This is a genomic window from Agromyces mediolanus, from assembly GCF_014648575.1.
Lineage (GTDB): Bacteria > Actinomycetota > Actinomycetes > Actinomycetales > Microbacteriaceae > Agromyces > Agromyces mediolanus.
Map to the genome: position 1 here is coordinate 360,510 of NZ_BMRJ01000001.1, position 12,586 is coordinate 373,095.

Genomic DNA, 12,586 nt, shown 5'->3' on the forward strand with positions numbered 1-12,586 from the left:
CGGCTAGCTCGTCCCGGCGGCCGCGGCGGGGAGCGGTGCGAAGACTGCCGGGCGGCGCTGCCACTCGGTCACGATCGGGCGGTACCCGTTCCGCGACCAGAAGGGCCCCGAGCGCGGGTTGGCGACCGCATAGCTGAGCACGACATACGGCGTGTCGGCCGCGTCCAGCGCATCGTGCGCGAGCTGCAGGAACGCCGCGCCGACACCCGCGCCACGCTCGGTCTCGTCGAGGTACATCACGACGAGATACTGTCCGCCGGTCGCGGCGAGGAGCCGCGAATCCGGTTCCGGCGAGTCGGCGTCGGGCACGACGTGGATGAACCCGGCGACCTCGCCGTCCCGTTCGAGCACCCACGTCGTGTCCGGTGCTCGCCGCAGTCGCTCGCGATAGGCGGCCGCGAATCCGGCGCCGGCGTTCTCTCGCATCGTGACGCCGGCGAAGTGCGCGTCGAGGGCGAGCAGTCGAGCGTCGAGCTCGCCGAGGCGGTCGGCATCGTCGAGTCTGGCGAGCCGCACGAGCGCCCCGTCGAGCAGCGCGGGCAGACTCGGGGCCTGCCAGGCGCCGCCATCGGGGCGGAACCGCACCGCACGCACGCCGGTCGGTCCGAAGCCGCGGGCGTAGAGCGCGTTCACGAGGGCGATGTCCCTGGTCGGCAGCGAGATCCTGGCGCTGCTGTCGAAGTCGCCCGGCACCTCAGACGAGGCGATGCGCGCCAACCAGGCGTCGAGCACCTGCTCGACGGCCGCGGTGCGCTCAGCGTCGGGACCGGAGCTCCGCAGCTCGAGCGAGTGCTGCCGCAAGGCGCCCCAGACCGCATCCGGCGAGTCGGCTTCAAGGCTGCTGAAGCGGGCGAGCGCCGCTGCCGACCCGGCTCCGACCGTGGCCGAGAGGGCGCCCGGTGCGGTCGGATCGATCGGCTCGGATGCCGCGAGCGCGGGATCGAGCAGCCGGAGTCGGTCGTCGTGGTCCACCCGGTCAGCGTAGGGGTGGTGGCCGATCCGCGGGTTGACTCTCCGAGCACCGGGCTTGGTCGCGGCGGCACACCGCTGGCCAGGTGCGCATTCGAGCGCCCCATCCGGGGGCCACCGCTCATTTGCGCGCGCGGGCGTGAACGAGACGTGAAATCACTGGGAGCGCCGCATGAAATCAAGCAAGTCGGGGGTGGATCGCCTCTTGGCAGCGTCGCCGGGCGCTCCTAAGCTCTGGTCCAGTGCGTCCCCCGAGCGGGGGCGACTCGGAGGGAGAACTCATGCAACGCCGCACCATCCGCAGGTGGCCGGCTGTCGCGGTCGTCGCCGCCGGCACGCTCGCCACGGGCCTGCTCGCCGCGACACCGGCTCAGGCAGCCGAGATCACGCATTCCATCGCCGAGGTGCAGGGGACCGGCGCCGCCACCCCGCTGCCCTCGAACGCCGATGTCACCGTCGAGGGCGTGATCACCGCCGATCACCGCACCGGTGGCTATCGCGGCATCTACATCCAGACGCAGGGGTCCGGCGGCGTCGACGACGCGACGCCCGGGGCGTCCGACGCCGTCTTCGTGTACCTCGGCAACGCCGCAGCGACGACGCCCGGCGCGATCGGCGACCTCGTGCGCGTCACCGGCAAGCCGAACGAGTTCAGCGGGCAGACGCAGATCTCGGTCGCGAACGCCGCCGCCGTCGAGCTCGTGCAGGCCGGTGTCGGCGTCCCGGAGGCGACCCCGCTGCCCGACGATGTGCGCGGCGCCGCCCGCGAGGCGTACGAGGGCATGTACGTCGCACCGAGCGGCGAGTACCGCCTCGTCTCGAGCCACTCCCTCTACAGCTTCGGCGAGCTCTGGCTGAACGCCGGCGACGAGCTGCCGGTCAAGAGCACTGAGCAGGTCGACGCGACCGACCCGGCCAACGCGACGATCGCACAGGCGAACCGCGACTCGCGGCTCCTGCTCGACGACGGCTGGTCGACGCGCGTCGACAACTCGGCCCACCCGAACGACCAGCCGTACTTCACGGCCGACACCGTCGTGCGCAACGGCGACCGCATCGTCTTCCCCGACACCGGCTACGTGCTCGGCTACGGCTTCAACGAGTGGCGCCTCCAGCCGACGACTCCGATCGACTCGACGAGCGACGCCTCGCTGAAGCCGACCTTCGAGTCGCTGAACCCGCGTCCCGAGACGGCCCCCGAGGTCGGCGGCGACGTGCAGGTCGGGGCGTTCAACGTCTACAACTACTTCACGACCTTCACCTCGGTGAACTCGCAGGCGCGCGGCGCGGCCGACGCCGAGGAGTTCGCGATCCAGAAGTCGAAGATCGTCGCGGCGATCTCGGGTCTCGGCGCCGACGTCGTCGCGCTGCAGGAGATCGAGAACTCCGTCAAGCTCGGCGAGGCGCCCGACGAGGCGCTCGCCGATCTCGTGGCCGGCCTCAACGAGGCCGCGGGCGCCGAGGTCTGGTCGTACGTGCCGACCCCGGCCGCGCTGCACGACGCCGCGATCACCGACTTCATCACGAGTGCGATCATCTACCGCAACGACCTGGTGAGCCCCGTCGGCGACAGCCTCACGGTCGTCGACGAGACGGTGTGGGACATCGCCCGCGAGCCGATCGCCCAGGCGTTCCGCCTCGACAGCGGCAAGGTGTTCTCGGTCGTCGCGAACCACTTCAAGTCGAAGAGCGCGCCCTCGGGCAACCCGCCCGAGCCGGCCGACGGCCAGGGCTTCTTCAACGCCGAGCGCGTCGAGCAGGCGCAGTCGCTCCTCGCCTTCACCGACACGGTGGCCGAGGCATCCGGCAGCGACGCGATGTTCCTCATCGGCGACTTCAACTCCTACGCCCACGAAGACCCGATCGACGTCTTCACCGGCGCCGGCTGGACCGACCTCGTTCCGTCGCAGACCGAGCAGTTCACGTACTCGTTCAACGGTGAGCTCGGCTCGCTCGACCACGTGCTGGCGAGCCCCTCGGTCGCGTCCGAGGTCACGGGCGTCGGGGTGTGGAACATCAACTCGCCCGAGTGGGGCGACCGCGGGTACGCCTTCGGCGCGACCGAGGCCGGCACGCCCTACCGCTCGAGCGACCACGACCCGATCGTGCTCGGCCTCTCGGCCGAGGTCGCCCCGGTGGACATCGACATCGTGACGATCAACGACTTCCACGGTCGCATCGAGCAGTCGGCTCCGGCCGCGGGGGCCGCGGTCCTCGCCGGCGCCGTCGAGCAGGTGCGCGCGGAGAACCCGAACACGATCTTCGCGGCGGCGGGCGACCTCATCGGCGCTTCGACGTTCACCTCCTTCATCCAGGACGACAACCCGACGATCGACGCGCTGAACGCCGCGGGCCTCGACGTGAGCGCCGCCGGCAACCACGAGTTCGACCAGGGCTGGGAAGACCTGCGCGACCGGGTGCAGAACCGGGCCGACTGGGAGTACATCTCGTCCAACGTGTTCCTGAAGGGCAGCGACGACACGGCCCTCGCGCCGTACTACACCGAGACGCTCGACGGCGTGACCGTCGGCTTCATCGGCGCGGTCACCGAGGAGCTCGACTCGCTCGTGAGCCCGGCCGGCATCGCCGACCTCGAGGTCCGCGGCGTCGTCGACTCCGTCAACGCGGTCGCCGAGCAGCTGAAGGACGGCGACCCCGCCAACGGCGAGGCCGACGTGCTCGTGCTGCTCGTGCACGAGGGTGCGACGACGACGGACATCGCGAGCCTCAGCGACGGTTCGGCGTTCGCCAAGATCGTCCAGGGCGTCGACCCCTCGGTCGCGGCCATCGTCTCCGCGCACACCCACCTCCCGTACAACCACGTCGTCGACGGCCGCCCGGTCGTCTCGGCCGGTCAGTACGGCGAGCGCTTCGGGCTGATGAAGCTGCAGGTCGACCCCGTCACCAAGGAGCTGCTCTCGATCTCGAACGAGCTGAAGCCCCTCATGAACGGCACGACGCCGCTGTACCCGGCGGTGCCGGCCGTGCAGTCGATCGTCGATGAGGCCAAGAAGGTCGCCGATCAGCTCGGCAAGCAGAAGGTCGGCGACATCACGGGCGACTTCAACCGGGCTCGCCAGCCCGGCACCGACGCCCAGGGCAACCCGACGCTCGTCGAGAACCGCGGCGGCGAGTCGACGCTCGGCAACTTCGTCGCCGACGTGCAGCTGTGGGCGGCCAAGCAGGACGCCAAGGCCGACATCGCCTTCATGAACCCCGGCGGCCTGCGCACCGACCTCGTCTACAAGGGCACGAGCGCCGAGGACCCCGACGGCAACCTCACCTACAAGGAGGCGGCCGGCGTGCAGCCGTTCGCCAACACGCTGGTGACGCTCGACCTCACAGGCGAGCAGGTCAAGCAGGTCCTCGAGGAGCAGTGGCAGCCCGCGGGCTCGTCGCGGCCGTTCCTGAAGCTCGGCGTCAACAAGGAGCTCCAGGTCGTCTACGACCCGACCGCCGCGGCCGGTTCCCGCGTCACCCAGGTGACGCTGAACGGCACGGCGATCGACCCGTCAGCGACGTACCGGGTGGTGGCGAACTCGTTCCTCGCCTCAGGCGGAGACAACTTCTTCACCCTCGGCAAGGGCGCGAACAAGGCCGACACCGGCCGCGTCGACCTGCAGTCCATGGTCGACTGGTTCGCGGCGAACGGCACGGCGACGCCGGATGCGGCGCAGCGCTCGGTCGGGCTCGTGCTGCCGGCCCCGGCCGACGGGCAGGCCTACGCCCCGGGCGAGTCGCTCAGCCTGCAGCTCAGCTCGCTCGACTTCTCGACGAGCGAGCCCGCGGCCGGCGAGGTCACCGTGTCCCTCGGCGACGCGGTGCTCGGCACCGCCCCGGTCGACCGCACAGTCGTGCCCACGAGCGATGAGGGCGGTCGCGCGACCGTCGACATCGTCATCCCCGAGGGCGTCGAGGGTGCGCAGTCGCTCACGATCGCCGTCGCCGCCACCGGCACGAGCGTCACGGTGCCGATCACGGTGCAGGCGGCCCCCGACCTCGTCGACACGGCGATCGTCGGGCTGCCCTCGAAGCTGCTGTTCAAGTCGAACTCGACGATCCGCTGGGTCGGCCTCGTCGTGACCGGCGACGGCAGCCGCCCGGCGGGCACGGTCACGATCAGCGACGGCCAGACGGTCATCGCCACGGTCGAGATCACCGCGAAGGACCGCGGCCGGGTCGACGTGAAGCTGCCGAAGCTCGGCCGCGGCCTGCACGTGCTGCAGGCCTCGTTCACCGGCGACGGCTACGAGAGCTCCAGCTCCTTCAAGGTGCCGGTGCTGGCCTACTAGCGAGGTGCGTCATCGCGCGGCGTCGAACTCCCGGCGCCGCGCGATGACCTCGTGCGGGTCCCAACCCGGCCCGGGCACGGACGAGACGAGCAGGCGGGTGTACGGGTGCTCCGGCGCCCGGAACACCGCGGACGCCGCGCCCTCCTCGACCACGTCGCCCCGGTAGAGCACGAGCACGCGGTCGGCGATCTCGTCGACGACGGCGAGATCGTGGCTCACGAACAGCACCGCGATGCCCTCATCGCGACGGATCTCGTCGACGAGCTCGAGGATCTGCGCCTGCACCGAGACATCCAGGGCGGAGACCGCCTCGTCGAGCACCAGCAGCGTCGGCGACACCGCGAGCGCCCGGGCGATGGCCACCCGCTGCCGCTGACCGCCGCTCAACTGGTGCGGCCGCAGAGCACCCTGCTCCACGGTGAGCCGCACGCGGTCGAGGAGTTCGCCGGCACGCCGCCGCGCGCCCTCGCGGTCTGCCAGGCCGTGCAGCCGCATCGCGGCGACCAGGGCCTGCTGCACGCTCAACCGGCGGTCGAGTGAGCCGTACGGGTCCTGGAAGACCATCTGCGCCTGCCGGGCCCGGGCCAGCCGGGCCGCTCGGCCGCGAGCCGGGGCGAAGCGATCCGCTCCCGCGATGCGCAGCGACCCGGCGTCCGCGCGCTCCAGGCCGACCAGCATCCGGGCGATCGTCGACTTGCCCGATCCTGACTCGCCGACGAGGCCGAGCACCTCGCCCGCGGCGATCCGGAACGACACGTCGTTCGCGGCGACGACCGGGTCCTGGCCCTTCGGCATCCGGAACGCCCGACGCAGGCCCGCCGCCTCCACGAGGGCCGGCCCGGGCGCCGGCGCGAACGCAGTCGCGGACGCAGTCTCGGGTGTGGACATCGACGCACTCAACGGCGGTGCTCCTCGAGCTTGGGCGCCGCCTGCAGCAGCGAACGAGTGTACGGGTGGGTGGCTCCCGTGAACAGGTCGGCCCCGCCGAGCTCCTCGACGACCTCACCGCGCAGCATCACGAGCACCCGGTCGCAGAACGCCGCCGCGAGGTGCAGGTCGTGCGTGATGAACAGCATGCCGAGCTCGCGCTCCCGCTGCTGATCGCGGAGGATCGCGAGCACCTCGGCCTGCGTCGTCACGTCGAGCGCGCTCGTCGCCTCGTCGGCGAGGATCAGCCGCGGCCGGGTCGTGAGCGCCGCCGCGATGACGACGCGCTGCAGCATCCCGCCCGAGAGCTCGTGCGGGAACTGGCGCAGTCGGTGCTCCGGACGGGTGATGCCGACCGCGCCGAGCAGCTCCACGCCGATGCGGCGGGCTTCGGCCCGAGGCATCCCGTGCACCTTCACGAGCCGCTCGGCGAGCGAGTCGCCGATGCGGCGCACAGGGTTCAGCGCACCGCGCGGGTCCTGCTGGATGAAGCCGACCTCCTCGGCCCGGATGCGTCGGAGCTCGGCGTCGTTCGCGCCGAACACCTCGCGACCGGCGATGCGCACCCGGCCCTGCACGCTGGCCGTCGGCGGCAGCAGCCGCAGGGCGGCGCGCACCGTGCTCGACTTGCCCGAGCCCGACTCGCCGACGAGCCCGACCGTCTCGCCCGGCGCCACCGTCAGAGAGACGCCGTGCAGGATGGCGGACGCGCCGTAGGCGAGGTCCAGGCCGTCGATCGTGAGCAGCTCGGCGGTCATGCGCGGGCCCCCAGCCGTTCGGACAGGCGCACGCCCACGATGTTCACGGCCACGACGACCGCGGCGATCGCGAGGCCCGGCACCAGGGTCGGCGCGAAGTGGCCGAGCACGATGCCGTCCTGTCCCTCCTGCACCATGAGGCCCCATTCCGAGCTCGGTGGCTGCGCGCCGAAGCCGAGGTAACTGAGCGTCGCGAGGCTCATCAGCCCCTCGCCGAAGAGCACGACGAGGTAACCGAGCAGCGCCGGGGTCATGTTCGGCAGCACGCGCCGCACCGCGATGTGCACGGCGGAGGCGCCCTGCACGCGGTACGCGTCGACGTAGGGGCGGGCGAGCTCGGAGAGCGCGATGCTCCGGGTGAACTTCGCGATCACCGGGGCGTACGCGAGCGCGAGGGCGACGACGGCCGTCCACGGCCCCTTGCCGAACACGGCGATCACGAGCACGACGAACAGCAGGCCGGGGAACGCGAACATCACGTCGGTGATGCGCGCGAGCAGCACGTCGACCCAGCCGCCGTTCCACGCCGCGACGAGGCCGATGGCGACGCCGATGACGGTCGCCCCGGCGAGCAGCGCGAGCGGCCCGATCAGGCTCTCCCTGGTGCCGAGCAGGAGCCGCGAGAAGAGGTCGCGGCCCAGCTGGTCGGTGCCGAGCAGGTGCGCCGGGCTCGGCGAGCCCCAGATGGCGGTGAAGTCGATGGCGTCGGGCGGGTACGGCGCGAGCAGCGGAGCGAAGGCCGCGACGAGCACGACGAGGCCGAGGAAGGCGAGCGACACCGCGTACAGCGGGTCGCGGCGCCTGGCGAGGCCGTCGCGGCGCAGCAGCGCGCCGGTGGCGGTGGTGGTCATGAGGTCTTCACCCGGGTTCCGATGCGAGGGTCGAGCAGCGGCAGCAGCAGGTCGACGATGGTCGTCACGACCATGTACGCGACGACCATGTAGAGCAGCACCGCCTGCACGACGGGGAAGTCGTGGGAGTTGATCGCGTCGACGAGCAGCGAGCCGATGCCGCTGATGCCGAAGACGCTCTCGACCACCACGGTGCCGGCGAGCATGCTCGCGATCACGAGGGCGACCATGGTCACGATCGGTCCCCAGGCGTTGCGCAGCACGTGCCGCACGACGACCATCCCGCCGGCCATGCCGGTCGCGCGCGCGGCCTCGACGTGCTCCGAATCGAACTGCTCCGCCATCGACTGCCGCGTCACGCGGCTGACGATCGCGAGGGAGCCGATCGAGAGCGCGATCGCCGGCAGGGTGAGATGGCGGATGCCGTCCACGAAGCCGTCGCCCGCCCCGGCGACCGGGAACCAGCCGAGCTGCACGGAGAAGACCGAGACGAGCACGATGCCGATCACGAAGGAGGGGAACGACGCGGCGAGCGTGGTGGCGCCGACGATCGCGGAGTCCGCCGCGCGGCCCCGGCGCACCGCCGCCCACACGCCGAGCCCGATGCCGACGACCGTGAAGAGCACGGCCGCGTAGGCCACGAGGCCGAGCGTCGCGGGGAGCCGGCTCGCCATGATGCCGGCGACGGGCTGGTGGTACTGGAACGAGGTGCCGAGGTCCCCGCCGAAGACACCGCTCAGCCACAGCCAGTACTGCACGAACAGCGGCTGGTCGAGGTGGTACTCGGCGCGGACGGCGGCGATCCGCTCCGGCGTCAGATTCTCGGGGTTGCCGATGAGGAAGGTCACCGGGTCTCCGGGGGCCGCGTACATGGCCGCGAAGATGATGAACGAGGCCACCACCAGCGTCAGGGCCATGCCCGCGACCCGCCTCAGGGTTGCGAGCACGTCAGCCCTCGGTCGTTCCGAGGTCGGCGGCCCACGGGTAGTACAGGTAGGCGGCCGAGGCGGGGACCCCGGTGAGCTCCGCGCGCAGGGCGACGGTGGACGGGCTCTGCGCGATCGAGATCCACGGCGTGGCCTCGACCCAGCGGCGCTGCAGCTCGATGGCGAGCTCGGCGCGCTCGGCGTCGTCGGTCGCGGCGAACGCCTCCTTCACGAGCGCGTCGTAGTCGGGGTCGCTGAAGCCGACGAAGTTCACGGTCGCGGTCGAGGCGCCGTTCTTGTAGAAGCCGACCGGGTCGTTCTTCGAGATGTAGTACTCGTCCGAGAAGAGGTCGGCCTGGCCGCGCACGGCCTCGTCCGAGTAGAAGTCGCCGTACTGCGCCGAGGGCACCGTGACGATCTCGGCATCCAGGCCGATCTGCTTCGCCGCGGCGACGAGCGCGTTCGAGACGACGTTGCGCACCGAGCCGCCGTCGCTCGCGACGAGGATCGGCTCGTCGGGCGCGCCGGCCTCGGCGACGAGCGCCTTGGCGCGCTCGAGATCGGCGGCGTCCGGGCTCGCCGGGGCGCCCTCGAGCTCGTCGTACGCGGCCTGGAACGCCTCGGTCTCGTAGCCCCAGGCGCCCTGCCCGATGGGCGTCTTCCACGGCTGGGCGAGCCCGCCGAACGCGGCGGTCGTGATGCCGCTGCGGTCGATCGCGAGCGAGAGCGCCTGACGGATGCGCTCGTCGGCGAGCGGGCCGCGCTCGGTGGCGAGCAGCACCCACGCGTTCGTGGACGGGCCCTGCGCGAGCGAGACGTCGGAGACCTGCTGCAGCGGGATCGCCGAGGCGGGGGAGTCGAGGTAGGAGCCGTCGGCCTCGCCCGCGGTCAGGGCGTTCACCACGGCGGACTGGTCGGCCCAGCGGAACACGACCTCGCCGGCGAGCACCTCGCGCGAGTCGTCCCAGTAGTCGGCCGCGCGCTCGATGGTGAGGCTCGAGCCGGGCTTCCATTCCCCGAGCGTGTACGGGCCGGTGCAGGCATCCGGCGTTCCGGGCGAGCCGAATGCGTCGCCCTGGGCCTCGACGACCCGGGGGTTCAGCACCATGCCGCCGTTCCCGGCCATCGCCTGGATGAAGATGGCGTCGCGCTGCGCCATGGTGACGGTGATCTCGCGCTCGCCGGTCTGCTCCATCGAGACGACGTTCGCGTACTCGTCGGACTCGTCGGCGCCCTCGGCGGCGTGCCGCTGCATGCTCCAGAGCACATCGGCCGCGGTCATCGGGCTGCCGTCGTGGAAGGTCACGCCGTCGCGGATGGTGAACACGACGCGCGTGTCGTCGACCCACTCGGCCGACTCGGCGAGGTGCGGCACCGTCGTGAGGTCGGGCTGCACGGCCATCAGCCGCTCGCAGACGTTCGCGAAGACCGTGTTCTCGGCGGCGCCGCTGTCGATGTCGAAGTCGAAGGTCGCCGGCTCCGAGGGGAGCATCCAGGTGACCGAGTCGACCGGCCCGCTTGCGGCGGGGGTGGTGGGGCCGAACGGCAGCTCGACGGCGGGCGCCTCGCTCGTCGACGGCCCGGCGGCGGTGCAGCCGGCCAGCAGGATCGCGGCGGCGCCGGTCGCGAGGGCGGTGCCGGCGAGCCGGCGTCGGGGGAAGGGGGTGTTCATCGGAGTGCCTCCATTGGCGGGGTGTGAACGGGGGTGTGGCGGGACCCTGGTCCGTCGAAGGCGTTCCAGGGGAGCTTCTCATAGGGGTGGTCGCACGGCGTGCCGGCGGTGACGAAGTAGTCGCCGGTGGTGAGGTCGACGCAGCTCGACAGCAGCGTCGACCACTGCCGCACGGCGGGGCGCCGCTCGTCCGGGTGGGTGCACACGGACTCCGGGTAGCCGAGGTGGTCGCTCATGGCGGTACGGATGCCGGCGAGTGCGGCGTCGCGGTCGGCGGCGTGCCGCACGCGCTCGAGCCCGGCCCGGGCCTGGGGCACCCGGAACAGCGAGTCCGCCGAGACGGGCCGGTACCGGCCCGCGAGCTGCGGCGGCACCTGCGCCTGGTAGTGGTTGCCGTGCACGAGGAGTCCGTCGACGGGGTAGACCCAGTCGACGCCGCTCGGGGTGATCTCGAGGTCGATCGAGAAGCCCGAGCGGTCGGTGAGCAGCGCGTTGCTCGCGATGTGCGCCGGCGTGCGCACGAGCGTGTTGATCGCGTCGGGCAGCTCGCTCTGGTTGAGCGTCATGCGGCGGATGAAGGTCTGCGGCAGCCCGACGGCGCCGTCGAAGCGGCCGCCGAGGCCGTTCGCGTTGAGCGCGAGCCCGGCGGAGTTCACGCCGTGCCGGCCGATCTGCCCGGCCTCGAGCTGCATGATCAGCGTCGGCAGCGGGTCCTGCACGACCCGCACGATCACGACGGTGTCGCGGGTGCCGGTGCGCCAGTCCCAGTTCTGGCCGGCGTACTGGTGGCCGTCGCCGGATGCGCCGGCCGTGAGGGAGAAGCTGGTGCAGCCGTCGCTCGCGTCGCGCTCCTCGCTGGGATCCTCGTCGCGCGTCGGGCGGGTGCCGCCCTGGTCGTAGATGATCTCGCCGCGGAGGTTCAGGACCATGAGGTCGAGCAGGTCCCGGCCGGCGCCCGCGGCGATCCCCTCGAGCTCGGCGACGAGCTCGGGCGCCGCCTCGGTGCAGCGCGGCACCCACGTGGCGGCGCGGCGCCTGGCCTCGGCCCAGCCGAGTCCCGCCTGCTGTCCGAACGCCTCCTCGTAGTAGGCGACGGCCACGTCGATGAGGTCGGCGGCCCCCTCGCCGTACTGGCGGCCCCGCTCCGCGGGGGTGCCGCTGATCTCGAGGGTGCGGATGCTGGTGCTCGTCATGGACGGCGTCGTCCTCCCGTGCCGGATACCATGGCACCGGCGTCAGTCTTGGAATGGGTGTTACGAGTTAGGATGCTCGCGGAATGAACGATACACACAACCCGCAGTTCGTAACAAGTGATACACGCAACCCCGGCGTGATCGAGCTGCGCTCGCGCGTCCGCGACGCGTGGGACGGCCTCTCCAAGGCGGAACGCGCGGTCAGCGGACTCCTCGCGGGGAGCACCGCCGAGCGCATCCTCTTCGCGACCGCCGCGGAGCTCGGCAGCGAGACCGGCACGAGCAACGCGACCGTCATCCGCACCCTGCAGAAGCTCGGCTACGCGGGGCTCGCCGAGGTGAAGCGCCAGGTCGCGGCCCCGTTCACCGAGGAGGTCGCCCCCGAGGAGCGCGTCCGGCAGCGCCTGGACCGCGCGGGCGAGGACGTCGGGCGCATCGTCGGCAGCGTCTGGAATGAGGCGAGCGACCAGCTCGAGCTCGCCCGGCACGCGCTCGAGGTCGAGGAGGTCACCGCGGCGGCCTCGCTCCTCGCCCGGGCGGGACGCATCTACTGCTACGGCGTCGGCGCCTCCTCGATCGCGGCCGCCCACCTCGTGCTCCGGCTCGGCCGCGCCGGCCGCGCCGCCACGCACCTCGACGCCGACGGGTTCCGGCTCGCCGACGGGCTGCTGCCGCTCCGCGCGGGCGACGTGGCCGTGATGTTCGCCCCCGGGCGGGTGAACCCCGAGGTCGAGACGATCATCGGCCGCTGCCGGGAGGTCGGCGCCCAGTGCGTCCTCGTCACCGACGAGCTGCACGAGCGGCTCGCGCCGAAGGTCGCCGTGTCGCTGCACGCGCCGCACACCCCGACCGGCCTCACCGCCGAGGTGCTCGCCTCGATCCTCGTCGGCGACGTGCTCGCGCAGGTGGTCTCGGCGATGTCGCCCGAGCTCGCTGTCGAGACCTCGCACGCGCTCACCGTGCTGCGCTCGCGCCTCGGCTACTGACGGCGCGGGGGC

At 72.1% G+C, this 12,586-nt stretch carries 9 protein-coding genes; 2 read left to right on the plus strand and 7 right to left on the minus strand.

The genetic code is table 11. From position 1 onward, the window contains the following. Positions 1-3 precede the first annotated feature (3 nt). On the minus strand, positions 4-972 hold the full coding sequence (locus IEY71_RS01580) for a GNAT family N-acetyltransferase (RefSeq protein ID WP_189083561.1): 969 nt from the start codon (positions 970-972) through the stop codon (positions 4-6). 278 nt (positions 973-1,250) lie between these two features. Here IEY71_RS01580 and IEY71_RS01585 point away from each other — a divergent pair, with 278 nt between their 5' ends. Continuing rightward, entirely contained in the window at positions 1,251-5,261 is a 4,011-nt protein-coding gene (locus tag IEY71_RS01585; RefSeq protein ID WP_189083562.1) for an ExeM/NucH family extracellular endonuclease, read from the plus strand. A gap of 9 nt (positions 5,262-5,270) precedes the next feature. Here IEY71_RS01585 and IEY71_RS01590 read toward each other — a convergent pair whose 3' ends face one another. From IEY71_RS01590 to IEY71_RS01615, 6 genes are read right to left on the minus strand one after another with little or no spacing between them, the layout of a single operon-like run. Then, positions 5,271-6,149, minus strand: a complete 879-nt coding sequence (locus tag IEY71_RS01590; protein WP_189083563.1) for an ABC transporter ATP-binding protein — start codon at positions 6,147-6,149, stop codon at positions 5,271-5,273. Between the two features lie 8 nt (positions 6,150-6,157). Next, positions 6,158-6,946 (minus strand): ABC transporter ATP-binding protein, encoded by a 789-nt coding sequence (locus IEY71_RS01595; protein ID WP_189083564.1) that lies wholly within the window; start codon positions 6,944-6,946, stop codon positions 6,158-6,160. Continuing rightward, positions 6,943-7,797, minus strand: a complete 855-nt coding sequence (locus tag IEY71_RS01600) for an ABC transporter permease (RefSeq protein WP_189083565.1) — start codon at positions 7,795-7,797, stop codon at positions 6,943-6,945. The genes IEY71_RS01595 and IEY71_RS01600 overlap by 4 nt, the downstream gene beginning before the upstream one ends. Next, complete coding sequence (locus IEY71_RS01605; RefSeq protein ID WP_268243550.1) at positions 7,794-8,744, minus strand: ABC transporter permease; 951 nt, start codon at positions 8,742-8,744, stop codon at positions 7,794-7,796. The genes IEY71_RS01600 and IEY71_RS01605 overlap by 4 nt, the downstream gene beginning before the upstream one ends. Before the next feature lies 1 nt (position 8,745). Beyond that, positions 8,746-10,395 carry an ABC transporter substrate-binding protein gene (locus IEY71_RS01610; protein WP_189083567.1) on the minus strand — a complete coding sequence of 550 codons (1,650 nt, stop codon included), beginning with the start codon at positions 10,393-10,395 and terminating at the stop codon, positions 8,746-8,748. Then, on the minus strand, positions 10,392-11,588 hold the full coding sequence (locus IEY71_RS01615; protein WP_189083568.1) for a C45 family autoproteolytic acyltransferase/hydrolase: 1,197 nt from the start codon (positions 11,586-11,588) through the stop codon (positions 10,392-10,394). The genes IEY71_RS01610 and IEY71_RS01615 overlap by 4 nt, the downstream gene beginning before the upstream one ends. Before the next feature lie 83 nt (positions 11,589-11,671). Between IEY71_RS01615 and IEY71_RS01620 the strand changes: the two genes are divergently transcribed. Next, positions 11,672-12,574, plus strand: a complete 903-nt coding sequence (locus IEY71_RS01620) for a MurR/RpiR family transcriptional regulator (RefSeq protein WP_189083569.1) — start codon at positions 11,672-11,674, stop codon at positions 12,572-12,574. Positions 12,575-12,586 lie beyond the last annotated feature (12 nt).

Excerpts from the sequence above, each read along its gene's own strand:
- IEY71_RS01585 (WP_189083562.1), top strand. The coding sequence starts at position 1,251 with ATGCAACGCCGCACCATCCGCAGGTGGCCGGCTGTCGCGGTCGTCGCC.
- IEY71_RS01590 (WP_189083563.1), bottom strand. The coding sequence starts at position 6,149 with ATGTCCACACCCGAGACTGCGTCCGCGACTGCGTTCGCGCCGGCGCCC.
- IEY71_RS01595 (WP_189083564.1), bottom strand. The coding sequence starts at position 6,946 with ATGACCGCCGAGCTGCTCACGATCGACGGCCTGGACCTCGCCTACGGC.
- IEY71_RS01600 (WP_189083565.1), bottom strand. The coding sequence starts at position 7,797 with ATGACCACCACCGCCACCGGCGCGCTGCTGCGCCGCGACGGCCTCGCC.
- IEY71_RS01610 (WP_189083567.1), bottom strand. The coding sequence starts at position 10,395 with ATGAACACCCCCTTCCCCCGACGCCGGCTCGCCGGCACCGCCCTCGCG.
- IEY71_RS01615 (WP_189083568.1), bottom strand. The coding sequence starts at position 11,588 with ATGACGAGCACCAGCATCCGCACCCTCGAGATCAGCGGCACCCCCGCG.
- IEY71_RS01620 (WP_189083569.1), top strand. The coding sequence starts at position 11,672 with ATGAACGATACACACAACCCGCAGTTCGTAACAAGTGATACACGCAAC.